Raw genomic sequence first — 25,245 nt, forward strand, 5'->3', positions numbered from 1 at the left:
TGAGACTCTTACCCCTATTTTTTAACTCATGGCAGAAGTAATTTGCCTTTGCAATAACGTCTTTGACGTTGATCTGCGTGAATATTTAGATACTCACCCCATTAGCTCGATAGATGAGCTGCGGGAGCAGGCGTCCATCTGTAATAAGTGTATGCAGTGCCAAGAACTAGTAGAGGGTGAGATTTATTTGGCGCGTGTTCGACGACAGCGGGCTGAGGGGCAGTTTTAATGACTCAAATGAACCCTAAGCGTTTTACAGTAATGAGTATGAATGTACATAAAGGCTTGTCACCTTTGCATCGCCATTCCACTATTTATCAGCTACGCCAAAGAATGCGGAGTCATTATCCCGATCTATTATTTTTGCAGGAACTACAACAAGAGCATCGGGGAAGAATTCGGCGCTTTGGACAGTGGCCCCTGACTGAGTTGACCCATTTTCTATCTGAGGACTTTTGGGGTGACTGGCACTATGGTAAGAACGTCGAGTATCCAGATGGCCACCATGGGAATGCCATTCTTTCTAAGCGCCCATTGCACAAGGGAAAGAACTACGATATTTCTGCATATCGATTTGAAAAACGGGGGCTTTTGCATAGCATGATTCAACTCGATGATGCGAGTTCACCGATCCATTGTTTTTGTGCGCATTTAGCATTATTTGAACGTGGTAGAGAGCGTCAGCTAACGGAGATCATTCGCTATATCGATACGTTAACCAATGACGCCCCGACAATTTTGGCAGGCGATTTTAATGATTGGCGTAACCGCGTGAGTGAGCCAATGCGTGAGGCCGGCTTTAATGAGGTATTCGAAACTTTGACTGGGGCTCCCGCAAGAACTTTTCCTAGTATGAAACCATTATTGCCGATGGATCGTATCTATGTCCGCGGTCTAAAAATCCATTCAGCGGAAATTTTGCATGAATGGATGAAATTGTCTGATCACCTTGGTATCACTGCCGAACTGGAATTGCTATGAATGACTTATTAGGATTTTTTATCAATACAAACTCTGAGCTCAATTTGAGATTGATTCTATTGGCTCACTTTTTATTGGTGACGTACTTTATTTTCATCATCATTTCTGTGAGAAGGCCTGTTGGTGTAGCTTTTGCCTGGATATTCATTGTGATGACATTTCCGCTGTTGGGAATTAGCTTATATATTTTGATTGGTGAGCGTCCAGTTGGGAGGGCTTTAACTCGGAAAATTATTCGTATGAATCGCGAATACGAGAACATTACCAAACTCATGAGGCAGCAATTTATTGGCGATCGAGATAAATTGCCTCTTGAGGGTAGAGCTCTTAGTCTCTTAGCGGAATCGAAGAATGGCTCCCCTGTGGTTGCCGGAAATAAGATCGAATTGCATACAAATTCATTGCAGATCCTACAAAACTTTATTGATGAAATTAACCAAGCTAAAAAAAGTTTGCACTTAGAGTTTTATATCTGGGCTCTGGGCGGTGATGCAGATCGTGTCTGCGAGGCCTTAATTGCTGCAGCTCAGCGTGGGGTCGCCTGCCGTGTTTTGTTGGATTCACTCGGAAGTAAAGATTGGTTTAAGTCTTCTTGGTCTGGGCGTTTCAGGAAGGCAGGCATCCAGGTGACTGAAGCTTTGCCAATACAGGTGGGTCGTTTTCAGTTTAGGCGTGCTGATTTGCGTCTGCATCGAAAGATATTTGTGATTGATGGGGCTGTTGTTTGGACTGGAAGTATGAACTTGGTAGACCCTCGGACCTTTAAGCAGGACTCTGGAGTGGGTGAGTGGGTCGATGCCATGGTGCGCATTGAAGGGCCTGTCGCATCTCAGTTTGAGCTCACATTCTCGTTTGATTGGAGTGTTGATAATCCTAAAATTACCCACTTTGATGATCGTGAGCCACCTGTATCTCCTCATGAAGGTGGCGCTATAGCGCAAGAGTTTTCATCTGGCCCAGTGTACCGAGACGATATTCTTTATCAGGTGCTGTTATCGGCCATCATGGACGCACGCGAAGAGTTAACGATTACCACGCCTTACTTTGGTCCTGACGATGGGTTACTTCAGGCTTTGATGGCTGCTGCTGCGCGCGGAGTAAAAGTTACCTTAATTGTTCCTAAACTCAATGACTCCAAATTAGTTGCTTGGAGTAGTCGAAGTTTTTATAGTGATTTACTAAATGCAGGGGTGAAGATTGCGGAGTTTCATGGAGGCTTACTGCATACCAAGAGTCTCCTAATAGATAAGAGAATTGCTATTTTTGGATCGGTTAATTTTGATCAGCGTAGTCTGCGCTTGAATTTTGAGATCAGTCTAATTGTTTATAACAATGATTTTTGCTCTAAGCTTGAAAAATTAATTGAATCTTACTTAGCGCAATCTGATTATGTGGATTCAAAAGTTTGGGCAAAACGACCACGCTGGCATCACTACTTGGAAAATGCTGCGCATTTAACTTCGCCGCTTCTTTAAATTGCTCCGCTTGCACGCATACTAGTAATTTCAGAATCTGCTAAGCCAAGCTCTTTAAGGATTTGGTCGGTATGTTGACCTACCGCTGGAATCGGGTCCATGCGATAGTCGTAGCTATCATTTAAGCCAGGCGGCAGTAGGGCGGGTATTTCTCCGTTGGGGGTATCCACCTCAGCCCAGCGATTGCGAGCTTTTAATTGCTCATGCTTCCAAAGGCCTTCCATATCATTCAGGTGGGCATTAGCAATCTGAGCTTGCTCTAGACGGGCAATGAGTTGCTCGGCTGTGAGTTTACCAAAACAGGCATTAATAATTTCTAGTAGTTCAGAACGTTTTTCGTTCCGCTTGAAGTTTTTGTCAAAGCGCTCATCCTGAACAAGCTCTGGATTTTCTAGTACGGTTTCGCAGAATTGGACCCACTCACGTTCGTTTTGAAGACCAAGCATGACAGTCTTGCCGTCACCCGCTTTAAAGGGGCCATATGGATAAATGGTTGCGTGTGAAGCACCATTTCTTGGTGGAGCATCAGCGCCATCATAGGCGTAATACAACGGAAAACTCATCCACTCGCCTAATGCTTCAAGCATGGATACATCAATCACGGAGCCTTTACCAGTTTTACCCCTTTGCAATAAAGCAGCCAATATATTGGTATAGGCATACATGCCAGCTGCTATATCAGCTATCGAGTTACCCGCCTTACTAGGAGTTTCTGGTGTGCCGGTCACCGATAGAAATCCTGCTTCACTCTGAATGAGAAGGTCATAGGCCTTCTTGTCACGGTAAGGGCCGTTATTTCCATAGCCAGAGATATCGCACAATATCAACCGAGGATTTTCTTTGTGTAAAAGCTCTGCAGTTAAGCCCATCCGTGCAGCTGCGCCAGGAGCTAGGTTTTGTACCAATACATCAGCCGTCTTTAGAAGGTTTTTTAAAGCCGCTAGGGCAGCTGGTTGTTTTAAATCAAGCGTCAAACTTTCTTTCGAGCGGTTGACCCAAACAAAGTGAGATGACAAACCTTTAACTTGCTTGTCATAAGCCCTAGCAAAATCACCACTACCGGGGCGCTCCACCTTAATAACACGAGCACCCAAGTCTGCCAGTTGGCGTGTACAAAAGGGTGCGGCAATAGCATGTTCAAGTGAAACAACGGTAATGCCGTCTAGAGGGCGAATGCTCATATTCAATATCTGCCGGAAGAATTAGAAGGATCTTGGTAAACCAAGAATATGCTCGGCCACATAAGAGTAGATCAAGTTCGTGGAGATTGGCGCTACTTGATAGAGGCGAGTTTCTCTAAATTTACGTTCGACATCATATTCATTGGCAAAACCAAAGCCACCATGGGTTTGCAGGCAAACGTTGGCTGCCTCCCAGGAGGCTTTGGCTGCTAAAAACTTCGCCATATTTGCTTCCGGACCGCAGGGCTGATGGGTGTCAAACAGTTCACATGCTTTAAAGCGCATTAAATTGGCTGCTTCGGTTTCAATATAGCTATCTGCAATCGGAAATTGAATGCCTTGGTTTTTACCAATAGGTCGATCAAATACTACGCGGTCATTGGCATAACGACGGGCACGATCTATAAACCAATAGGCGTCACCAATACATTCTGCAGCAATGAGAACCCGCTCAGCATTTAAGCCATCAAGTATATATTTAAATCCCTGGCCTTCAGTACCAATCAGATTTTCTGCCGGAATTTCTAAATTATCGAAAAAGACTTCGTTAGTTTCATGATTCACCATATTGGCAATTGGCCTGACTTCCATGCCTTTGCCAATAGCATCTTTGAGGTTGACGATAAAAATCGACATCCCCTCAGATTTACGTTGCACCTCATTGATTGGGGTTGTTCGTGCTAACAGAATCATTAAGTCAGAATGCTGGATGCGCGAGATCCAGACCTTTTGACCATTCACAATATATTTATCACCTTTTTTGACTGCAGTCGTTTTCAGTTTGGTTGTATCGGTACCAGTCGTAGGTTCTGTGACTGCCATGCTTTGTAAACGCAACTCGCCAGTGGCTATCTTTGGGAGATACATTTTCTTTTGCGTCTCAGATCCATGGCGAAGTAGTGTGCCCATGTTGTACATCTGACCGTGGCATGAGCCAGAGTTGCCACCAGAAAAATTAATCTCTTCCATGATGACGGAAGCTTCTGCTAGACCCAATCCTGAGCCACCATATTCCTCTGGAATTAAAGCGGCTAACCAGCCTGCTTCAGTCATAGCTTTGACAAAAGCCTCGGGATAGTCGCGTTCATGGTCAATCTTTTGCCAGTAGGCTGAATCAAAACTTTTGCAGAGGTCACGCAATGCTTCGCGCATATCTTGATATTGATCGGGCTTGGGAATAGGGTGATTCATGAATGTCTCGTTTTGTAGGATTTATATTGCTTTTTGGACTAAAGCATTAGTTTAAGCAAGATTTGAATTTCTTGGAGGATTGATAAAACAAGGCAAAATAGACCCATTGGGGTTACTCAATCCTAAGATAGCAATACAAAAGGGGTATGCGTTTCATGGAGCACGCACTCGCGCATTTTTTTGGATGGTTTGGCTTGCCCTCAGTAGGCCTGCCAGCGGTGTTCGTGAGCGCTTTTGTTTCAGCCACCTTACTTCCAGTTGGATCTGAGCCCATTCTATTTGGTTATATTTCTCTAAATCCCCATTTGTATTGGGCTGCTATTTTTGTCGCCACTGTTGGCAATACCTTGGGAGGTATGCTTGATTGGTGGCTCGGCCTCATTGCTCACAGAAGTATGAAATCTGTTGGAGAGCCTAAAAATGAACGCCTGAAAGATTGGCTAGAGGCTTGGGGTCCCAAGATTCTATTGCTATCTTGGCTACCTGGACTTGGCGATCCCTTGTGCATTGCTGCGGGTTGGTTAAAGCTTGCCTGGCAGCCATGCTTAATTTATATGTTCATCGGTAAGTTGTTGCGCTACCTTACCTTAACCTGGTTGTTGACTCTGGTTCCAGAAAGCTTCTGGCGCCAGTTAGGTCACTGGTTGCATCTCATTTAATGCTGAATTAAACAGCACAATACTTCTGCTGTATCTCATCGTTGTTTAAGAGATTTTGCGCAGTGTCATGAAACACGATCTCGCCTTGATCTAAGATGTATGCGCGATCAGAAATCTTTAAAGCTTGCTGAACATTTTGCTCGACGAGCAAAATTGTTAAACCTTGTTGCTTGAGTTTCGCAAAAAGCTCGAACATTTCTTCAACCAGGACTGGCATGATGCCTTCAGAGGGTTCATCAAGCAAAATTACTTTAGGCTTAGCAATCATGGCGCGGGCAATCGCCAACATTTGTTGTTCGCCGCCCGACATGGATGTGCCGTCCTGATGAAGACGCTCTTTGAGTCGTGGAAAGGTTTCGGCGATTTCATCTACTAGGGCGGTCATATCACCGCGGTTCTTTTGCGCAATGACGCCTAACTCTAGATTTTCTTTGACAGTCAAGCCTGGAACAATGCGACGATCTTCTGGAACGTAAGCCAAACCAAGGTGAAAGCGTTCGTGCGCAGGAAGATCCAAAAAGGATGTGCCATCAATGCTCGCTTTTCCTTGACGTTTAGAGAGCAAGCCCATGAGGGAGCGGAGAGTAGTGGTTTTGCCAGCGCCATTGCGACCCATCAAGGTCACAATCTCTCCCTTGTGAACATCCAAAGAAATACCTTGCAAGACGTGACTACGGTCATACCAAGCGTTTAAGTTTTCAATATGCAACATAGCTGACTTTCAATTAACCTTGACCTAGGTACACACGACGTACCTCAGCATTATTTTGGATTTCCTCGGGGGTTCCCTCGGCCAAGAATTCACCATGATGCAAAACAATGATGCGTTTGCATAAACCCATAATGAGTTTCATCTTGTGCTCTACCAAAATGACAGTGCGCTCACTTGCCAAGGTGCGAATGAGTTCCATCATGACTAGAGTTTCTTCAGGAGACATGCCTGCAGTAGGTTCATCGAGAAGTAAAAGGCTGGGATTGCATGCTAATGCCATCGCTATTTCAAGTGCACGCTGTTGACCATGCGCTAAATCCCCAGTTTTCTTATTGCGTAGATGCTCTAAGTTCACGCGTCGCAAAAGTTGATCCGCAATTTCAATGGGGCCTGGATAGCTTTGAGCATTACGCAAAAAGTTATATCGAGCGGTTTCCATTTGAGCAGCAACGCGAACATTTTCATGAACGGTGAGTTGCTTAAAAACATTGGTTATTTGAAAGCTCTTAGAAATACCAATCTGCGCAAATTCATATTGCTGCATACCGGTAATGTCTTTGCCATTAAATAAAATTTGTCCACTAGATGGAGGAAAGGCGCCGCTTAAAACATTAAAGAAGGTGCTCTTGCCTGCGCCATTAGGACCAATGATTGCTGTTAATGTCCCAGGCATAAAGCTTGTAGAAACGTTTTGCAATGCTTTGAACTTGCCAAAGCTCTTGCTGACATTGCGCGCTTCAAGAATAGGAGTTGTAGTTGGGCTATTCATTATTTAGAATCCTGATGAATTTGTAGCTTGCTCAGAATGGTTCCCCAAATACCTTTAGGGAAGAACAGCACAAAGAACATGAAGACCAAGCCAACCACGGCCATCCAGTGTTTTGTGAAAGTGGTGACTACGTCTTCAAGGTAGAGCATGACTGCAGCGCCCACAAAGGGTCCAAAGAAAGTACCCATGCCACCCAAGATGCTCATCATTACTGCTTGACCTGATTGCAGATAGTGCAAGGAATCGATTGGAACAATAGAAAGGTGTAGTGCGCGTAAGGAGCCAGCCAATCCGCAAATGGCTGCTGATAGAACGAATACAAGCAACTTGGTTCTGGCGACATCAAAGCCGCATGCTGCTGCTCGCTTTTCGTTTTCACGAATCGCTTCCATGACAGCGCCAAGTGGCGAGTTCAGAATGCGGGAGATCAACCAAATGGCAATTACAACAAAGAACAAGATGATGTAGTACTTCACCATTGGGTTGAGAAAGTCTACGGGGATGCCAAGGATATTGAAAGAATCCACGCGCACGCCGCGCAAGCCATTCTCACCACCAGTCAGACTCTCGGCTTTATAGAATACGTAGTAAACAATTTGACCAAGCGCCAAGGTCACCATCGAGAAATAAATTCCTCGAGTGCGAATTGCTAAAAAGCCCATGATCAATCCGCCTATGGCGGCGCCAATAACCCCAATGAGGATTGCGGTACCCCAGCCTAAGCCATAGTGCACGATACCAATGCCGGTAAGGTAGCTACCAATACCAAGGAAGGCTGCATGCCCAAAGGAGAGTAAGCCCATATAACCAAATAGCAGGTTAAAGCCCATCGCAAATAATCCAAAGATCAGGATGTTGATTGCCAATGCTTCATACGGCATGATGAACGGGAAGATTGCCAAGAACAGGGTGCTCGCTAAAACGCGATGTCGAGAGATAAGTTGAAAATATGAATTCATATGCACTGAGAGCCTTAGCCCATTGCCCCCGCTTTACCAAATAAACCTTGTGGTCGGATTAATAAGACCACAGCCATTAATACAAAAATTGAAAGCTCAGCAAGGTCTGGGAAAAATAATGAGGTCATGCTGTAAACCACCCCAACCAATAAGCCTGCAACTACGGCACCGACAGGAGAGCCCATGCCGCCGACTACAGTCACCACAAATGATTCAGCCAAAATGGGAATGCCCATCTCTGGATTTACTGAGCGAGTAGGAGAGGCTAAGATGCCGGATAAACCAGCGATTGCGCATCCCAACCCAAACACTAAAAGCCAGACCTTGGCGATATCAACACCAAGCACTTTGACAATTTCTTGATCAGCAGCGCCGGCTTTAATAATGAGGCCATAGCGCGTCTTCTGAATCAGAAACCAAACTCCAAGAATGATGAGGGCTGTTGCGGCAATTAAAAAGAGTCTGTACTTCGGAAAGAAGCCAATGCCGACGTTTACGGTGCCACTCAATCCGTCGGGGGTGATGGACGGCAGGCCTTCAATGCCAAAGGTCACGCGCATGACTTCAATCAATACATATGACAAGCCAAAAGTAAGAAGTAATGGGTAGTCCAATCCCCGTCCATAGAGTGGTCTGACCAAAAAGCGCTCAGTGACCAAACCAAGACAACCAGTTAATAGCGGTGTTAGTACCAAGCTAAACCAAAAGTTTCCTGTGATGCCTAAGAAATAGACGCCTAAGAAGGCGCCAACCATAAAGAAGGCGCCATGGGCAAAGTTCACTACATTGAGCATGCCAAAGATCAAGCAAAGACCTAAAGCTAAAAGAGCGTAGATGCTACCGAGGGCGATTCCCGTAAGCAACTGCATGCATAAAAGTTCAAATGTCAGACCGGTCATAAATGTACTCAGAAAAACTCCCCATGACCCGAAGGTGCAAGGGGAGTGATTCAGGGAAGATCAGGTGATCCCCCTGAGTTTGTATTAGGCTTTGTGGCCCAGCTCTGCGCAGGAGCGCATATTTTTCTCAGTGGTAGGTTCAATCGTCAAGATATTGAAGACGTCATACTTGTCTTTCATATTCTTCGACTTAGACTCTACGATGATGACCGTTTGAACAGCTTGGTGGTCGCACTTGCGATAGTACTCAGGACCTTTGTACCAGTCGTACTTTAAATTCTCCATCGCACTAACAACCTTCATGGTGTCGGTAGATTTGGCAATCTTGATGGAGGCCAAAACACTCTTCACACCAGCGTAGCCTAATGCACCGTAGTCAGATGGAACTGAGCCGTTATACATTTTGCGGAAAGCATCGTTAAATGCTTTTGCTGTAGGGATACGATCTTCAAGGCCCCAGTAGTATGAGGTACCGCCGATAATGCCTTCGAATGCCTCTGGGCCACCAGCGAGGCGTGAGGTATAGAGCAATACTGGAGTAACAATTTTCATGCTGGATTTGAGACCAAAATCAGTACACTGTTTTGCAGCATTCACCAAGTCACGGCCAAAGTTACAGAGCACCAAGATATCAGGATTCAATGCCTTAATGCGAGGCAAGAAAGCAGAGTAGTCTGAAGCGCCCAATGGGTGGCGAATATCGGCCAAAGTAGTGGCACCCATTTCTTTACCAGCGCGTTCAAACGCACGCACCATCTCATGGCCATAGGCATAGTCAGCAGTGAGGAACACGATCTTTTTACCAAAGCGGGGAATTGAGTAGCGGGCTACTGCACCAGCAGTCATGGTTGGGTTTAAAGCTTCGTGGAATGTATAAACACTCCAGTCTTTTGCTTCATTGATCGCATCAGATTGGCTGATGGAGTTAAAGAGTACTTTACGCTCTTTACAAACCGCATTAATTGATAGTTGAGTTGCAGCAGACAATGAGCCAACAACATAATTCACCTTATCTTTTTCAATCAGCTCGAGTGTGCGAGTTGCTGCTTCACCAGGATTGAGTTTGTCATCGCGGACCAAGAGTTCAGCTTTACGACCATTAAAACCGCCTGCATCATTAAATTCTTTAATAGCGAGTTCAGCAGCTTTTACTTGATCTTGAGCTTCAGCAGAGAAGGGTCCTGTTAATGGCGTTGGGAATCCAATTTTGATTGTGTCCGCTTGTGCATTGGCGACATTAAGCCAAAGCGGCGTGCTTGCCGCGGCAGCGCCACCAATCAACATCTTTCGTCTTGTTTGATTCGTTACTTTTTGTTTCATGGTTGTCTCCTCCATATAAAACTTTGTTTAAATAAGAATGCTTTTTTGTTTCTCAAATCTTAACTGAATGTGCCTTTTAATGGGCAGACTCAGGTACTGCTTTCCCTTGGGCTAGTAAATCGCTAATGTCGATGGCGGTTTCCGCCATTACCGTGCCAGCATTGCGCTTGAGATTCTCTTGATCCCTTGTACCTTTACTCCCTTGAGCTTGCATATAGCGCCCCAAATACTGTGCTCTGGCAACTACTTGTTGACCTAGCTTAAGACGTTCATCACTGTACGCTTGAAGGGCATTAGGGGTAGCACCTAGTTTCTCAATATGCTTGGCAATCACCATGGCTTCATCGCCCGCTTTAGTAACACCCATGCCTACGTGTGGTCTACCTACAAAAGCGGCATCACCCATGAGAGCTATTCGGCCAAAGACGATTTGCTCAGAGCGTACGTCATAAATTGCTTGTAAAAAAGGAGCTGCAGTCTTCTCCAGGATCTCCGCATATTGAGGTGCCAAAATTTGTCGCGCTACTGTGCGCATATGCGCAATATGCCTCCAAGAAACTTTTGATGGTGGAATGCCAATTGGGTAGTAATGGCCATCATCATCGGTAAGCAATTGGACAAGCTCTTCATGCTCGGAGGCTGGTCGATACCAAACAAAGTTGTAGCGACGTTTGCCAGGGCGCGTATCGTTTCCGGAGCCTGCGACGGGATAGCCCAGCATCTGCTCTCCATTTGGAAGGCAAAAGCCAAAGTAATTAAAGAGAGTGTCCAATGTGTATTGAGAGAGATAGGCTTCATCGCAGACACCGCGCCAAGCAATGTAGCCAGCGTATTCAGGCTGAATTTTGGGGGCGACTTGTGCTCTGACGCCAGAGCGGATGCCATCAGAAGCGATCAATAGCTCTGCTTTATAGGTGCTACCGTCTTCGCATCCCACCTCTACCGAGTCCACATCTTGCGCAACAGTTTTAACAGTCTTGCCTTGAAGATAACGCTCTTGCGGAAACGCTTCTTTGAGCATGTGATAGAGGCGACTCCAAGACGTGAGAATTTGTGGCAAAGCCATTTCACCAAGACTTTGACCATCTGACCCCAAGGTAACGCGCTGCGTCACTGGCACGCCAAGAGCGTGATCAACAGTAACACCAGCGGTACGCAATGCTTGCGCAAGCGCATCATGAGTCACGATGCCTGCACCACGACCATCAAGGGAACCAGTAGCTTTTTCTAGCAGGGTGACGTCATGGCCTTGGCGTAGCAAGATATTTGCTACGAATAAACCTCCCAAGGAGCCGCCCACTACTAGTATTTTTGCCATCAGTATTTCCTTAAGCGGCCTTTGCGTCTAGAGCTGCTTTTTCTTCGGCTGGGTAATTGAGCTCAATCACAACACCATTAGGGTCGTCTAGAAAAATTTGATGCAGTTTCAATACAGGAACTGTCCGCTCACGATAAGGAATATTGAGCTGTTTTAATAAAGCAATTTTTTCTTCAAGACCATTCGCAAAAAAGGCAATGTGATCTACGGCGCCAGAGCCATGCAATGAACTGGGATCACGATCTCCAAGATATTTTTTTAAGCCATTGGGATCATTCTTATCTATTGCAATCAGATGAAGCACTGCATTTGCATAGCTATCATGGGCCCCGTTGTACAGCCAAACGCCTGGAAAAGGAAAGTCTGGTCTTGGACCAATCGTTAAGCCCAAGACCGTGCTAAAAAATTCTGAAGTTTTTTCAATCTCAAGACTGCGAATGGAGAAGTGATTAAGGCTTAGATTGGACATAGTGACCTTTTAAATTAAGTAAATAGCGTTTTGGCGGAATGCAAATAAGACTCAACACGATCGCGAATGATTTCTTGTTCAGAGCTCGGAATATCTTGGGCATAGATAGCTTGACCGTAAATCCAGCGACGCATACCGATATAAAAGATACCACCGTGTAAGCCCATTAAAAACTCAAGCTCACGTTCTGTCGGCTTTGGTTCTATGGGGCGCTTACAGTACTTGCGAGTCTCGCGAATGAGGCGAGGCAATAGACGCGAACGCAAAAGCTCAAAGAAGCGATCACTAATAGAGTGATCACTTAAACCAGAGAAAATTAAAATGCGAACAAAGTCATAAGTTAAAACAGTATTGGTGTAATCCAAATAAAAAGCGTTGAACTTTTCTTCTGGTGTGAGCTTGGGGTCATCTAATAATTCTTCCCACTCAGGTTTCCAGCGGGATTCAAAAACTTCTTTGTAGACTTCTTGAATCAGCGCTTCTTTCGTTGGGAAGTAGTGATAGAGCAGGGTATGGGTTACACCGAGCTCCTTGGTGAGATTGCGGAGTTGACCATCAATGCCGTATTTGGCGAAGAACTGAATCGCGCGATCCAATATTTGGCGTTTGCGGTCAGCAGTATTCATGCGCCGACGTGCTGGCATTAATGATTGGGCCGGATTTTCGGTCTCATTTGAGCTAGAAAGGCTGTCTTCGCTAAAACGCATGGGTTCTCAGGGTTTATCCGAATTTGGACTTATTGACCAAAAGTTAAATAATGGTACATTGTTGAACAATTGGTAGATAAGACTCTATCCGTACAAACCCCAAGGAAGCTAAATGGAACTCAATGGCGAACAATTAATATCCGCCCCAATCCCTGATGTGTGGAGGGGGTTGAACGATATTGATGTATTGGCCAAGTCCATTCCTGGGTGTGAAGAGATCAGCCGAGTCTCACCAGAAGAGGTTCATGCCAAGGTGATGTTCAAGATTGGCCCAGTGAGAGCCCGTTTTTCCGGGAAGCTTTTACTTAGCGACATCATTCCAGATCAATCGTGTTCGATGGCTTTTGAAGGTTCTGGTGGAGCGGCGGGTTTTGCAAAAGGTAAATCTCGCGTTGAGCTCAAGCAAGCCGAAGGTGGCACATTAATTTCATATACAACCGAAGCTTCAATTGGTGGAAAGCTTGGTCAGATTGGCGGACGCTTAATTAGCGCCTCCGCTAAAAAAATCGCAGATGACTTTTTTCAGAAGTTTGCAAAAGAATTAGGCGGGGAGGCAGCAGCGGTGGAGTCTGGCGCTGGAAGTGAGTAAAAGAGCAGTTCAAAAATAAAAACAGCAGTTGTAATGCAAAAGTAATTAAAAGTAAGAGTAGTCAATATAAAAAGAGCCACAAAGGCTTATATCAATTGATGGTGGAGGAGACTGAATGAAAGCAGCAGCATTTGACTATGCAAAGCCAACAGCTTTAAGTGATGCCTTGTCTTTGCTGGAGCAGGGGGGTGATGACGCAAGATTAATTGCTGGCGGACAAACTCTCTTAGCTACGCTCAATATGCGTTTATCAGAGCCAAGCATCTTGATTGACATCACTGATGTTGCAGAGCTCAAAGGTATTTCTGTTGTAGGTAACAAACTTCGCATTGGCGCTCTCGTTACGCATACAGAAATCGAAGATTCTGATTTAGTCGCGAAACATGCGCCACTTCTAAAGGCGGCTGCGCCCCACATCGCACATCGCGCGATTCGTAACTTAGGAACCTGGGGTGGTTCACTTGCTTATGGTGACCCTGCTGCTGAATGGCCCGCTTGCAGTCTCACATTGCAAGCTACGATGGTGATTCATGGTCCGAGCGGCGAACGTAAAATTTCTGCAAAAGATTTCTTCATTGATTTGTATACCACCTCCCTGGAGCCAGATGAAATTTTGGTTGCCACTGAAATTCCGCTAGCTACAGCCAATCAAGTTTTTTATTTCCACGAGCTAGCAAGACGCCATGGAGACTATGCGGTTGCGGGCTTAGCGGCGGTTGCTGAAAAGCAAGGAAGTGTGTTGAACAACTGCGTGTTTACATTCTTTTCAGTCAGTTCAACACCAGTGATGGCAGTAGCTGCTCAAGATGTGGTCAATGGGCAAGTCATTAATGATCAAGTAATTGCAAAGGCAGTGGAAGCTGCGCGTGAAGAGATTGATGCGATAGCAGATATCACTAACAGCGCTGCAGCGAAGACCCATTTAATTGGAGTGTTGCTTGAGCGCGGCCTAAAGCACTTGGTAGTCTAACTACTCAGATTGTTCGGAGATCTAAAAATGAGTTTGAAGAAAAAAGTATCGATGACCGTGAATGGCGTCACTGTAAATGCAGAAATTGAGCCACGTCGTCACCTCGTCGATTTTTTGCGTGAGGATTTGCATCTTAAAGGCCCTCATTTAGGTTGTGAGCAGGGTGCATGCGGGGCTTGTACCGTCAAGGTGGATGGTCAGATTATTCGAGGCTGTTTATTTCTTACGGTACAGGCGGATGGCTCGGTAGTTGAGACTGTTGAGGGACTCACTAAGAGTGGCGCTTTAGCTGATCTACAAGAATCCTTCATGCGTCATAACGCAATGCAGTGTGGCTTTTGTTCCTCTGGCATGTTGTTGGCTGCTGCGGAGTTAATTGAAAAGCAGCCCAAAGCCAGTCGCGAAGAAGTCCGTGAGTGGATCTCTGGCAATTACTGTCGTTGTACGGGCTATCACGCAATCGTAGATGCGATTGTGGATGTTCTCGAGGCTCGAGCAAAGGGCCAAAAAATCAAACCTGTCGTTGCCCACGCTTAAGGAATTTAGGAAAGCATTATGAATAAGCCAAGCGATTTAAAAGGACTCGTTCTCGATCCCGTAACCAATGACCAGCGTTACATCGGTAACAGCGAACCAAGACATAGCGCGCGTCGCTTACTTGAAGGTCAGGGTACCTATATTGACGATATTCAATTGCCCCGCATGGGTCACGTCGTCTTTTGGCGTTCACCAGTAGCGCATATGAAGATCGGCAAGATTCATACTGAGCATGCTAGCAAAATGCCAGGAGTACTTGCGGTAGTAGACGGTGTGCAGATGGCCAAAATTTGTAAGCCTTGGGTTGCGACACTAGGTCACTTAGCTGGTATGAAATCTGCCCCTCAGCATGCGCTTGCTATTGACCGAGCTTGCTGGCAGGGTGAACCTGTAGTGGCAGTAGTTGCTGAGACTAGAGCCCAAGCAGAGGATGCTTTGCAACATGTTGATGTTGAGTGGGAAGAGTTACCCGCCGTTATCTCAATGGAGTCTGCTTTAGATCCGAAGACCCCATTAATTCATCCTGAGCTCGGCGATAACTTGTGCTTCACGCGCAGTTTGGATGTCGGCAATGTTGATGAGGCATTTGCAACTGCGGATGTTGTTGCTGAAGCGACTTTTGGATTCGGTCGTCACACTGGTGTAACGCTCGAACCCCGTTGTCAAATTGCAGACTACAACCCGGGCGAGCGTCGCCTCACGGTGTATCACTCACAGCAAGCGCCACACATGATGCAAGATTTGTATTGTCGTCAGTTTGGCTTATCTGAATCAGATGTCCATGTGATTTGTAAAGATGTGGGTGGCTCATTTGGCATTAAAGTTCACGCCTATCCGGATGACTTTGCAACTGTCGGGCTATCTATGATGTTGGAACGTCCAGTGAAGTTTGTTGCGGACCGTTTAGAGTCGTTTACAAGCGATATACATGCGCGTGAACACCGCATTAAAGGCCGCATTGCCGCTAATAAAGCCGGTGACATCTTAGCCTTTGAGATTAATGACTTAACGGGTATCGGTCCTTACTCCATGTTCCCAAGAACCAGTGCGATTGAAGGTAACCAAGTGGTGAACTTGGTGGGTGGCCCGTATAAACACCAAAACTATCGTGCTCATTTGGATGTTGTCTTTCAAAACAAAACACCAACTTGCCAATATCGTGGCGTAGGGCATCCAATCGCTTGTGCTGTGACCGAGGGCTTAGTGGATTTAGCTGCGCAAAAATTGCAAATGGATCCATTGGAGTTTCGCAAACGAAATGTGATTCCCGATGATGCGTATCCATGCTCCGGAATCTCCGGCATCAAATTAGAAGTTCTGTCACATGAGCAATGCTTGCGTACGATTGAAAAGATGATGGATTACCCAGCATTGCGTAAGGAGCAAGCAGAGTTGCGTAAGAAGGGTATTTATCGCGGTATTGGCTTTGCTACCTTGATTGAGCTCACAAATCCAAGCCCTGCTTTTTATGGGGTTGGTGGTGCCCGCATTGCTTCGCAAGATGGCGCTTCAGTTCGACTTGACCCAAGCGGTGTTGTGTCAGTATTGGTCGGCGTTGGTGAGCAAGGCCAGGGCACTGAGGGTATCTATGCGCAGATTGCAGCTGATGCGGTCGGCGTATCGATCAACCAAGTCCGTCTCGTGACTGGCGATACTGATGTGACCCCTTATGGCGGTGGCACTTGGGCGTCTCGAGGTGCGGGTGTAGGCGGCGAAGCAGTATTGCTTGCTTGCCAAGCTCTGCACGAGAATATTTTGAAATTAGCTGGTGCGATTTTGAATCGTCCCGTTACAGAGTTAAGCATCCATCGCAGTCACGTACTTGATAAAGCGACTGGCGAGCAGCTACTCCCATTTAGTGAAATTGGTCGCATTGGTTATTTCCGTACTGACACCTTGCCTGCAGGTTTTTCTGCTGATCTCATGGTGACTCGTCATTACACTCAGAAGGATTACCCATTCATCTTCACCAATGGTGTACAAGCTTCTTATGTGGAGGTGGATCCCGATACGGGCTTTGTCAAACTACTGAAGCATTGGGCAGTGGAAGATTGTGGTCGAGTCATTAATCCGATGCTGGTGGATGAGCAAGTTCGTGGTGCGATTGTGCAAGGCATTGGCGGTGTTCTCTTTGAAGAATGCCTTTACGATGAGAGTGGCTTGCTTCGCAATGGCAGTATGGCTGATTATCTGGTGCCAATGGCTAATGAGATGCCTGATATTGAGGTGGCTCACGTAGAAACCCCAACTCAATCTTCCAAGTTAGGTGCAAAAGGGGCGGGTGAGGCTGGTACAGCAGGCGCACCAGGCGCTGTTCAAAATGCAATTAATGATGCTTTGGCACCATTTAATGCCACGGTATTTGACCAGCCAATTACCTGCGAGAAGATCCTGCGGGCACTCAAGAAGATCTGATTTTCGGGCATATCTCTTAGTCTGCCGGTCCACCTTAGTGCAAAGCCCAAATTTGGGCTTTGCACATCCTGTAACATCAAGTTTTAGGTGACCCGCTCTAGGGTACATTGGTTAACTTGATACGGTAAACATCGATATGTCCACATTAAAAGGTAAAACAGCCCTAGTAACAGGATCTACTAGTGGTATTGGTTTAGGTATGGCAGTTGCATTGGCTAAGCAAGGTGTCAACATTATGGTCAATGGCTTTGGTGAAAAAGACGAAGCAATTGCAAAAATTAAGGCCTGTGGTGTTGAGGTGGATTACCACGGCGCAGATATGAGCAAGCCAGCCGAGATCGAAGATCTCATTAAGCAAACTGAAAAACGTTTTGGTTCGCTCGATATTTTGGTGAATAACGCAGGCATTCAGCACACCGCGAATATTGAAGAATTCCCAACAGATAAATGGGATGCGATCATTGCGATTAATTTGAGTTCCGCATTTCATACTACGCACCATGCACTCCCTGGAATGAAGAAACGCAACTGGGGCCGCATTATTAATATTGCCTCTGTGCATGGCTTGGTTGCATCAACACAAAAAGCAGCCTATGTCGCAGCTAAGCATGGCATCGTTGGCTTAACAAAGGTTACTGCTCTGGAAAATGCTCGCACTGGTATTACTTGTAACGCAATCTGCCCAGGCTGGGTCTTGACCCCATTGGTGCAAAAGCAGGTAGATGCTCGTGCGGAGCGCGAAGGTATCTCTAATGAGGCTGCTAAGACGGCCTTGGTCTCTGAGAAGCAGCCATCAGGAGAGTTCGTTACTCCAGAGCAGTTATCTGCGCTAGCAGTATTCCTATGTGGTCCAGATGCTTCTGAAGTGCGCGGTGTAGCTTGGAATATGGATGGTGGTTGGACAGCTCAGTAAGTCCAAAGAAAAGTCTACTAGTTGTGCAAACAATGACCGCTAGGTAACTGCAAAGTTACTCGGCGGTTATTTTTCTATCAGCAATAATCTTTCCCCACATTGCAGATTGACTGGCGATATATTTCTGGAGGTCCTCGCGGCTACCAGGATTCGGCGTTAAGCCATGCTCAGCTAATTGCGCATTGGTTACTTTATCTTTTAGGACTGCAACCAGTGCTTTATTCCATTTCTCTAAAATGACATCTGGTGTTTTACCAGGCGCCACAAATGCATACCAATTACTTGCATCAAAACCGGGGTAACCAGATTCAGCAATCGTTGGTACGTTTGGCAAGGTGGGTGCACGCTTCAACCCTGTGGTGGCAATTGGAATTAACTTGCCGTTCTTAATATATGGATCAGCAGTGGCTAGAGCAGAGTAATAAGAGGAAACGCGGCCGCCAAGGAGGTCCACCATTGCAGGGCTTCCGCCTTTATAAGGCACGTGAACGGTATCAATATCAGCGCGCACGTTCAATAATTCACCCTGAAGGTGTGATGCAGAGCCACTACCTGTGGAGGCAAAGGTAATCTTGCCGGGATTTTTTTTGGCTAAAGCAACATATTCTTTAAAGCTCTTTACACCCAACTCTGGAATCACCACCAGTACATTAGGGAAGGTCACCCCCATCGTGAGGGGTGCTAGATCTTTTTGAGGGTCATATGGCAACTTCATCAAATGTGGTGCGATCGATAGTGGGCCAATCGAACCAAAGAGAATGACTGATCCATCTGCAGGTGCAGTAGCGGTATAGGCGTGGGCAATATTGCCGCCTGCCCCTGGCTTGTTATCCACAATGACATTTTGCCCAAGATCCTCACTCAATTTTTTAGCAATGACGCGAGCGGCGCTATCGGCAGATCCGCCAGCGGCAAAGCCGACCACAATCGTGATGGTTTTCTTGGGTGGAAATTCTTGGGCGTGAGCGTTGGAGATGAATCCAAATGCCAATAGACTCAGGCAAGCGATTACTTTAGAAAAGGATGGGAAGGGCATGTTTTGTCTCGTTTGAATAATTGTTTTTTGCTTATTTTGCACCCCAAAATGCCCTAAGTCACTAGCAAAATCGCTATTTTATTGAAGATGCTGATATTTTTAGATACCTAAACAAAACTAACAGAATCGTTTATAGTTACAGCGCATTCTTATATATAGGAGATCCTTTCATGGCTTCAATCTTGACCTCATTGGGACGCACAGTATTAGCTGGTTTTGTGCTCCTCGTTTTAATTATTCTTGCTTTGGGTGGTAACTTTAGCTCCGCTGAATTGCCATTCGTGTTCCGTTGGTTGCACGTGATGTTTGGTGTGATGTGGATTGGTTTGCTCTGGTACTTTAACTTTGTGCAAATTCCTTCCATGCCAAAAATCCCTGACGAGCAAAAGCCAGCGATTGGTAAAGTGATTGCTCCAGCAGCATTGTTCTGGTTCCGTTACGCTGCACTCTTCACTGTGCTTACTGGATTGATCCTTGCAGTAGTAAACGGTTATGCACATCAAGCTTTCACATTACAAGCCCCTTTCCGCGCAATCGGTTTGGGTATGTGGATTGCTTTGGTAATGGCATTTAACGTATGGTTCATCATCTGGCCTAATCAGAAACGTGCCCTTGGCATCGTGACTGTTGAAGCTGATGTAAAAGCAAAGTCTGCACGCGTAGCGATGTTGACATCCCGTTTGAACACATTGCTTTCTATCCCAATGTTGTTCTTGATGGTTGCTCAGTCACACAACACTACTTGGTTTGTGATCGTTTCTTAATCACCCCTAGTTAGTGTAAAGAAAAGGCCCGCAATGCGGGCCTTTTTGTTTGCCGAGAGTCTATTTAGGCCAGAATTGCTGGCAATTCCTTGGTGAGGGCGCCACGCTGTGCGGTAGCCGAACCCATCAATACAAATCCTAGGAGCTCGCCATCGGCAGACTCAAAGCGTGCCTCTAGACCACCTTCAACCGAGTTTGTCTTCCATTGACCAGCAGCACCTTTAGCAGGTGGCGAAACAATAGTCGCTAAGGCTGGTGTTTTAACCATCACAGGCATTGCAGGGTAGGTGAGAGCGGTACGTTGTCCAGTAAGCGTCACGGCCAACGCTCTTGCTGCTTGCATGATCGGCATGACGTATGGAAGTACTAAGCCCTCGACTTCAGCGCAATCACCCAATGCGTAAATGTGAGGAACGTTAGTTTCTAGTTCGCGATTTACTTGGATGCCTACACCAGTAGCAATACCCGATGCTTTGGCAAGATCTAGTCGGGGTTTTAATCCTACGGCAGACAACACTACATCGCTAACGATTACAGTGCCATTGGCTAAAGTAATGTGGAGTTGCTCATTGGCACGATCTATCGTCTGCACTGTAGTGCTAAAGTGCCAATGAACACCCGCATCACTCAACTTATTTTGTAGGTCGGTAGCCGCAGCCTCCGGAATTAAGCGTCCCAGAGCCTGAGGTGCTAGGTCAATAACATCAACTTCGTAGCCACCCAAGACTAAGTCATTGGCGAACTCACAGCCAATCAGGCCTGCGCCCAGAATGGCAATCTTCTTCTTATTAGCAATAGCACTACGAAACTTTGCATAATCCTCAAGATCGTTGACAGTCAATACTTCATTGACTGCATTTCCTTGAAGAGGCAAACGAATTTGATCGGCACCCAGTGCCAAGACAAGTTTGTAATAAGGAATTTCTCCCTTACTGGTTTGAATCACTTGCTTAGTGCTATCAATTGCAGTGACATCTGCCTCAGACAAGATGTTGAGCTCAAGTTGTGTGGCCATTCCATCTGCTGGCGTAGAAATCAATTGCGCCGCTTCTTTTTTGCTTGCTAGAGCAGTCGAGAGCATTGGTTTGGAATAAAAATATCCAGGCTCTTTAGTAACTAGCGTAATGGGAATTTCTTTATTGATTTTACGAATCTCTCGTATAACGGTGTACCCAGCCAATCCGCTGCCAATAATGACAATAGCGGATGAGGATTGTGATGTATTTTGATCCAAAGCTGGGCTCCCTAGCAATGCGTTAATTAAGGTGATTCAAAGGCTTACTAAACAGCGTTATTTAAATCTGCACCATTTCAAAGTCAGATTTTGAAACGCCACAATCGGGGCATTCCCAATCTTCTGGAATATCAGCCCAAGCTGTGCCCGGGGCGATACCGTCTTCTGGTAAGCCTTTTGCTTCATCATAGATAAAGCCACATACGATACATTGCCAAGATTTCATGTTCATTCCTTCAGTAGTAGATGTAAGTTTAAATTCAGTTGAGATTTATTTCTTGTAACGCTTTATTGAGAGGCGAACACTTTTGCCTTCTCTAGAGCCTGCTTGTAATGGTTGGCATGACGCTCCTCCACATTGGCTAAGGCAGCAAAGCGCTTGGCTGCTTTTACCAAGACCGCTTGGAACTGCTCGGCATGTTCTTTAGACTCTGCAATTTGCTCATCAATTTCTTGAATGGCTGCAGCATTACCTTCTTCCACAGCGGTTTTACGGAAAGATGGATACATTTCGGTGTACTCATACGTTTCCCCTTCAATGGCAATCTCCAATGCACGTTCTGGTGTGATGGTGCTAGCAGGGTAGAGCAAATCCAAGTGACCGAATGCATGCATTACTTCTTGGTCTGCAGTGGCCTCGAAAATCTTTGCAGTCTCTTCGTCACCAGCAGCACGGGATAACTTTGCAAAATAGCGATATTTAATGTGAGCCATGGATTCACCGGCAAATGCTGATTCCAAGTTTTGGATGGTTTTGATTTCTGGGCGTGTCATTTTGATTCCTTTATTTAATTTCTATCATTCATATACAAAAATTTGTTGGCCTTGCATTACTTCTTATTGCTCGCTCAACTATGGAATGCATTGTGGTCTTGATCTCTTAATCAGTCCAATGAATAATTATGCTATTATTGATCAAATAATTCGATAAGGAGGCGTAATGGCCTATTTACCGTCATTAAGGCAATTAAGCTATCTGGTAGCCCTAGCTCGAGAGCTTAATTTCACCCGTGCAGCTGAAGCCTGTTTTGTAGGGCAATCCACACTCAGCGCTGGCTTAAAAGAATTAGAGGATGGCTTGGGCATCAAATTGGTAGAGCGAGATCGGCAAAATGTGTCGATTACACCTGCCGGTCTTGAGGTGCTAGAGCGCGCAAAAACAATTTTGACTGCATCAGAAGATTTAGTGGAGTACGCCAGCGCATCAGGCAAACCGATGACGGCAACCATTCGGATGGGGGTGATTCCAACAATCGCACCTTTCTTATTGCCGACTGTTTTGCCCGAAGTTCGCAAGCGCTTTCCCGATCTCAAAATTACGTTGCGAGAAGATCTCACTGCCAATTTGTTATCTAGGCTGGCTGACCATAAGTTGGACTTTGCATTAATTGCCTTGCCTTATGACGTCAGTGGTTTATTGGTTGAAGAATTATTTGACGATCCTTTTTGGTTGGTAGCACGAGAGGGTGATCCTGCGCTTAAAGGTAAAGAGGTGATGCTTCCCGCCAAAATGGCTGAGAGACTCTTGCTATTAGAGGAGGGTCATTGCTTACGCGAGCATAGCTTGCAGGCTTGTAAGAAAGCAGACATTCGTAAGGATGAGGGTATGGAGGCTACAAGCTTGTTGACCTTGCTGCAGATGGTTGAGTCGGGTTTTGGCATTGCCCTAATTCCTGAAATGGCTGTAAAGAGCAGTTTGCTTAATAACAGCGATCTGATTGCTAAGGCCATGGCGGCACCTGCTCCCAAAAGAGTTATTGCGCTAGTGGCACGATCTTCTACTGCACACACAGCTGAGTTTGCTGCTTTGTCAGTCTGTATTCGAGAGCGTTTTGGCATTAATCTGAAAAAGTAAAAGTAAGCTCAGCACATTTATTCAAAATTAATTAGAGTCATTCATGTTGTTTCACCATTTATAAAGAAAGTATTTCATGTCCGGTAAAGAAATCATGTTCACCCCAGTTAAGCTGGGTTCAATCTCGCTAAAGAATCGTCTCGTGATGGCTCCGCTCACCAGGATGCGTGCAGTGGCTGGTGATGTACCAAATCCATTGGCGAAGATTTACTATGCGCAGCGTGCTAGTGCGGGTCTTATCATCACCGAGGCTACCCAAATTTCACCTTTGGGTATGGGCTATCCAGCAACACCTGGCATCTATTCACCAGAGCAAACAGCCGCCTGGAAAGAGATTGTTGAGGCTGTACATGCCAAGGGTGGTTCTATCGTTGCGCAGTTATGGCACGTCGGGCGCATCTCCCATTCTTCATTGCATCCAGAACAGGGCTTACCTGAGGCGCCATCTGCTATTACTCCTGCAGGGCAAACCTATGGTGCTGATTGGAAGTTGCACGACTATGAGACACCTAAGGCGATGACTCTCGAGGATATCGCGCGTTTATTGAGAGAGTTCGAGGCGGCTGCCAAGAATGCAAAAGCAGCAGGCTTTGACGGTATAGAGATTCACTCAGCAAATGGATATTTATTGGATCAGTTCTTGCAAGATGGAACCAACCACCGGACTGATCAATACGGCGGCTCAATTGAAAACCGTTTACGTTTATTGGGCGAAGTGATTGATGCAGTTAGTAAAGTGTTCCCAAGTGATCGGGTTGGTGTGCGTCTCTCTCCTTATGGCACCTTTAACGATATGTCTGATAGTGACCCGGTAGCTTTATTTACTGCGGCGATTCAAAAGCTAAATGCATATAACTTAGCCTATGTTCACATGATTGAACCTCGCGCTACTAGCGCAGGTGGCGGTGACCAGATAAACGAAGATGCCCCAAGCACTTCAGAGCTTTTTCGCAAAGCCTATCAGGGTAAATTTATAACTGCAGGTGGTTACGATCAAGCTATGGGTGAGAAGGTTTTAGAAGAAGACCTGGCTGATGCAGTGGCATATGGACGAATCTATATTTCTAATCCAGATTTAGCAGAGCGCTTCCAGAAGAATGCCCCGCTTAATCCCTATAACCGTGCCACGTTCTATGGTGGTCAAGAGGCGGGCTATACCGATTACCCAACGCTCTAGTGAAGTAGAGTTTCCCTATAAACCCCGTCTCTCTAGGCGGGGTTTATTTTTTGTCTTCAGGATCTTTCAATAGATCGTAATGATTGGCTACTAGCAGTAGCGCTAAGGAGGCGCACCCCATTGCAAAGAACTCCCATTGGTGCAGCATCGCAGTGCCAACAACGGTCATCAGTACAGTCCAACCTACTGCCATCTTGGCTTTTTTAGATAAGGGCTTCATCTGTTTAATCCTTAAGTACTTGCTTTGACTTTGTTCAACATGCGACGAAGTGTATCGTCTTTTGTAACGTAATGTTGCCATAAGCCAGCGAGAGCATGCAGGCCAATTAGGAAGTACAAAGAGTTGCCTAAAAACTCATGGATTCCCTCAACGAATTTTTTCATCTCAGGGTTAGGGGTTAGTAGTTGAGGCCATATCAATCCAAAGAAATGGATAGCCTTGCCAGCGTATTGAAAATAGAGAATGCCAAATATGGGTGCTATCAATAGCAAGGCATACATTAACCAATGTATTGTTTTGGCTAGTGTGTTTACGATGGCTTTCCGGTTGGTTGGCTCGGGGACTCCATATTTAATTCGAACCATGAGACGAATAGCCATCGCCAGAAAAATGAGTTGCCCAAAGACACCATGGATGGTTTTGCAAAGTTCGCGCGGTTCACTACCTTTGAGAAACTGCCCTTTGAGCTCAATGGCAATAAAGGCTGCAATGATGAGGATAAAAACAAACCAATGCAGAAAGATGGATAAAGGGTGATAGCGAGATTTAGACATGCTGAGGCTCTATTAATGAAATTCTCTATAAATGATAATGAATCTCATTAACAATTACAACATTAGGGTTAAATGCCCCGTATAGGGATGGAAAGGGCTGAACTTCACCCAAATTCAGGTTTGACTGAGTCGAACCTTGGCGCTTAGTTCGTTGACTGGACCTCTTTTATCAAGCTGAGAAAGCCTGAGTGCCTCCAACTCAAAGTCGAGTTGACCAGGGTGGAATTCATCATCATTTTGCAGGTGGATCACGTAGGTCCAAACCAATTCGCGGCCGCGGTTCTTAAATACATCAACAACACGTTTCATGAGTACCGCCTATGTGGTGAAGCTTACTTGCT

At 45.8% G+C, this 25,245-nt stretch carries 29 protein-coding genes; 12 read left to right on the forward strand and 17 right to left on the reverse strand.

The window, feature by feature from the left end; all coding sequences use genetic code 11:
* Positions 1–28: 28 nt before the first annotated feature.
* Genes ICV38_RS02995 through cls form a run of 3 tightly spaced genes read left to right on the forward strand, consistent with a single transcriptional unit; the run spans position 29 to position 2,456 of the window.
* A complete protein-coding gene (locus ICV38_RS02995) occupies positions 29–229 on the forward strand; it encodes a hypothetical protein (protein WP_215382276.1) in 201 nt (66 codons plus the stop codon).
* Positions 229–981: an endonuclease/exonuclease/phosphatase family protein gene (locus ICV38_RS03000; protein ID WP_215382277.1), complete on the forward strand. Its 753-nt coding sequence runs from the start codon at positions 229–231 to the stop codon at positions 979–981. The genes ICV38_RS02995 and ICV38_RS03000 overlap by 1 nt, the downstream gene beginning before the upstream one ends.
* Entirely contained in the window at positions 978–2,456 is a 1,479-nt protein-coding gene (cls, locus tag ICV38_RS03005; protein WP_215382278.1) for a cardiolipin synthase, read from the forward strand. Before ICV38_RS03000 ends, cls begins: the two co-directional genes overlap by 4 nt.
* Here the strand turns inward: cls and ICV38_RS03010 are convergent.
* The gene (locus ICV38_RS03010; protein ID WP_215382279.1) at positions 2,453–3,637 is read right to left on the reverse strand and encodes a CaiB/BaiF CoA-transferase family protein; all 1,185 of its coding nucleotides are present in this window, start codon (positions 3,635–3,637) and stop codon (positions 2,453–2,455) included. The two genes, cls and ICV38_RS03010, sit on opposite strands and share 4 nt — an antisense overlap.
* A gap of 21 nt (positions 3,638–3,658) precedes the next feature.
* Positions 3,659–4,828: an acyl-CoA dehydrogenase family protein gene (locus ICV38_RS03015; protein WP_215382280.1), complete on the reverse strand. Its 1,170-nt coding sequence runs from the start codon at positions 4,826–4,828 to the stop codon at positions 3,659–3,661.
* A 155-nt stretch (positions 4,829–4,983) separates the two neighbouring features.
* Between ICV38_RS03015 and ICV38_RS03020 the strand changes: the two genes are divergently transcribed.
* Positions 4,984–5,487, forward strand: a complete 504-nt coding sequence (locus ICV38_RS03020; protein WP_215382281.1) for a YqaA family protein — start codon at positions 4,984–4,986, stop codon at positions 5,485–5,487.
* A 7-nt stretch (positions 5,488–5,494) separates the two neighbouring features.
* Here the strand turns inward: ICV38_RS03020 and ICV38_RS03025 are convergent, their stop codons facing one another.
* The 8 genes from ICV38_RS03025 to ICV38_RS03060 all read right to left on the reverse strand — a co-directional run bounded on the left by ICV38_RS03025 (position 5,495) and on the right by ICV38_RS03060 (position 12,640).
* Positions 5,495–6,199 carry an ABC transporter ATP-binding protein gene (locus tag ICV38_RS03025; RefSeq protein WP_215382282.1) on the reverse strand — a complete coding sequence of 235 codons (705 nt, stop codon included), beginning with the start codon at positions 6,197–6,199 and terminating at the stop codon, positions 5,495–5,497.
* Positions 6,200–6,212: 13 nt separating this feature from the next.
* On the reverse strand, positions 6,213–6,968 hold the full coding sequence (locus tag ICV38_RS03030; RefSeq protein ID WP_215382283.1) for an ABC transporter ATP-binding protein: 756 nt from the start codon (positions 6,966–6,968) through the stop codon (positions 6,213–6,215).
* The gene (locus tag ICV38_RS03035) at positions 6,968–7,927 is read right to left on the reverse strand and encodes a branched-chain amino acid ABC transporter permease (RefSeq protein WP_215382284.1); all 960 of its coding nucleotides are present in this window, start codon (positions 7,925–7,927) and stop codon (positions 6,968–6,970) included. Before ICV38_RS03035 ends, ICV38_RS03030 begins: the two co-directional genes overlap by 1 nt.
* Before the next feature lie 14 nt (positions 7,928–7,941).
* Positions 7,942–8,796: a branched-chain amino acid ABC transporter permease gene (locus ICV38_RS03040; protein ID WP_251368203.1), complete on the reverse strand. Its 855-nt coding sequence runs from the start codon at positions 8,794–8,796 to the stop codon at positions 7,942–7,944.
* A gap of 114 nt (positions 8,797–8,910) precedes the next feature.
* Positions 8,911–10,146 carry an ABC transporter substrate-binding protein gene (locus ICV38_RS03045; RefSeq protein WP_251368204.1) on the reverse strand — a complete coding sequence of 412 codons (1,236 nt, stop codon included), beginning with the start codon at positions 10,144–10,146 and terminating at the stop codon, positions 8,911–8,913.
* A gap of 76 nt (positions 10,147–10,222) precedes the next feature.
* Positions 10,223–11,464, reverse strand: coding sequence for an FAD binding domain-containing protein (locus ICV38_RS03050; RefSeq protein ID WP_215382285.1), 1,242 nt, complete (start codon positions 11,462–11,464; stop codon positions 10,223–10,225).
* Between the two features lie 10 nt (positions 11,465–11,474).
* Positions 11,475–11,933 carry a glyoxalase gene (locus tag ICV38_RS03055; protein ID WP_215382286.1) on the reverse strand — a complete coding sequence of 153 codons (459 nt, stop codon included), beginning with the start codon at positions 11,931–11,933 and terminating at the stop codon, positions 11,475–11,477.
* 14 nt (positions 11,934–11,947) lie between these two features.
* Entirely contained in the window at positions 11,948–12,640 is a 693-nt protein-coding gene (locus ICV38_RS03060; RefSeq protein WP_251368206.1) for a TetR/AcrR family transcriptional regulator, read from the reverse strand.
* 112 nt (positions 12,641–12,752) lie between these two features.
* Between ICV38_RS03060 and ICV38_RS03065 the strand changes: the two genes are divergently transcribed.
* From ICV38_RS03065 to ICV38_RS03085, 5 genes are all read left to right on the forward strand, one after another.
* Entirely contained in the window at positions 12,753–13,229 is a 477-nt protein-coding gene (locus ICV38_RS03065; protein ID WP_215382287.1) for a CoxG family protein, read from the forward strand.
* Positions 13,230–13,344: 115 nt separating this feature from the next.
* A complete protein-coding gene (locus ICV38_RS03070) occupies positions 13,345–14,199 on the forward strand; it encodes a xanthine dehydrogenase family protein subunit M (RefSeq protein ID WP_215382288.1) in 855 nt (284 codons plus the stop codon).
* A 27-nt stretch (positions 14,200–14,226) separates the two neighbouring features.
* Positions 14,227–14,736 (forward strand): (2Fe-2S)-binding protein, encoded by a 510-nt coding sequence (locus ICV38_RS03075; RefSeq protein WP_215382289.1) that lies wholly within the window; start codon positions 14,227–14,229, stop codon positions 14,734–14,736.
* 18 nt (positions 14,737–14,754) lie between these two features.
* Entirely contained in the window at positions 14,755–17,151 is a 2,397-nt protein-coding gene (locus ICV38_RS03080) for a xanthine dehydrogenase family protein molybdopterin-binding subunit (protein ID WP_215382290.1), read from the forward strand.
* Positions 17,152–17,287: 136 nt separating this feature from the next.
* Positions 17,288–18,064: a 3-hydroxybutyrate dehydrogenase gene (locus ICV38_RS03085; protein ID WP_215382291.1), complete on the forward strand. Its 777-nt coding sequence runs from the start codon at positions 17,288–17,290 to the stop codon at positions 18,062–18,064.
* Between the two features lie 55 nt (positions 18,065–18,119).
* Here the strand turns inward: ICV38_RS03085 and ICV38_RS03090 are convergent, their stop codons facing one another.
* Positions 18,120–19,100, reverse strand: a complete 981-nt coding sequence (locus ICV38_RS03090) for a tripartite tricarboxylate transporter substrate binding protein (protein WP_215382292.1) — start codon at positions 19,098–19,100, stop codon at positions 18,120–18,122.
* 170 nt (positions 19,101–19,270) lie between these two features.
* Between ICV38_RS03090 and ICV38_RS03095 the strand changes: the two genes are divergently transcribed.
* Entirely contained in the window at positions 19,271–19,864 is a 594-nt protein-coding gene (locus tag ICV38_RS03095) for a urate hydroxylase PuuD (protein WP_215382293.1), read from the forward strand.
* A gap of 64 nt (positions 19,865–19,928) precedes the next feature.
* Here ICV38_RS03095 and ICV38_RS03100 read toward each other — a convergent pair whose 3' ends face one another.
* The 3 genes from ICV38_RS03100 to ICV38_RS03110 form a co-directional block, all read right to left on the reverse strand.
* Positions 19,929–21,098, reverse strand: a complete 1,170-nt coding sequence (locus ICV38_RS03100; RefSeq protein WP_215382294.1) for an NAD(P)/FAD-dependent oxidoreductase — start codon at positions 21,096–21,098, stop codon at positions 19,929–19,931.
* Positions 21,099–21,159: 61 nt separating this feature from the next.
* The gene (locus tag ICV38_RS03105; RefSeq protein ID WP_251368208.1) at positions 21,160–21,324 is read right to left on the reverse strand and encodes a rubredoxin; all 165 of its coding nucleotides are present in this window, start codon (positions 21,322–21,324) and stop codon (positions 21,160–21,162) included.
* Positions 21,325–21,386: 62 nt separating this feature from the next.
* Positions 21,387–21,872 (reverse strand): rubrerythrin family protein, encoded by a 486-nt coding sequence (locus ICV38_RS03110; RefSeq protein WP_215382296.1) that lies wholly within the window; start codon positions 21,870–21,872, stop codon positions 21,387–21,389.
* A gap of 166 nt (positions 21,873–22,038) precedes the next feature.
* Here ICV38_RS03110 and ICV38_RS03115 point away from each other — a divergent pair, with 166 nt between their 5' ends.
* The gene (locus ICV38_RS03115) at positions 22,039–22,953 is read left to right on the forward strand and encodes a hydrogen peroxide-inducible genes activator (protein ID WP_215382297.1); all 915 of its coding nucleotides are present in this window, start codon (positions 22,039–22,041) and stop codon (positions 22,951–22,953) included.
* Positions 22,954–23,029: 76 nt separating this feature from the next.
* Positions 23,030–24,130 carry an alkene reductase gene (locus tag ICV38_RS03120; protein ID WP_215382298.1) on the forward strand — a complete coding sequence of 367 codons (1,101 nt, stop codon included), beginning with the start codon at positions 23,030–23,032 and terminating at the stop codon, positions 24,128–24,130.
* Positions 24,131–24,173: 43 nt separating this feature from the next.
* On the opposite strand, the gene ICV38_RS03125 is transcribed toward ICV38_RS03120, so the two are convergent.
* The 3 genes from ICV38_RS03125 to ICV38_RS03135 form a co-directional block, all read right to left on the reverse strand.
* The gene (locus tag ICV38_RS03125) at positions 24,174–24,350 is read right to left on the reverse strand and encodes a hypothetical protein (protein ID WP_215382299.1); all 177 of its coding nucleotides are present in this window, start codon (positions 24,348–24,350) and stop codon (positions 24,174–24,176) included.
* Positions 24,351–24,361: 11 nt separating this feature from the next.
* The gene (locus ICV38_RS03130; RefSeq protein ID WP_215382300.1) at positions 24,362–24,904 is read right to left on the reverse strand and encodes a cytochrome b; all 543 of its coding nucleotides are present in this window, start codon (positions 24,902–24,904) and stop codon (positions 24,362–24,364) included.
* 114 nt (positions 24,905–25,018) lie between these two features.
* Positions 25,019–25,213, reverse strand: coding sequence for a hypothetical protein (locus tag ICV38_RS03135; RefSeq protein WP_215382301.1), 195 nt, complete (start codon positions 25,211–25,213; stop codon positions 25,019–25,021).
* Positions 25,214–25,245 lie beyond the last annotated feature (32 nt).

Source organism: Polynucleobacter sp. MG-6-Vaara-E2, assembly GCF_018687695.1.
GTDB lineage: Bacteria > Pseudomonadota > Gammaproteobacteria > Burkholderiales > Burkholderiaceae > Polynucleobacter.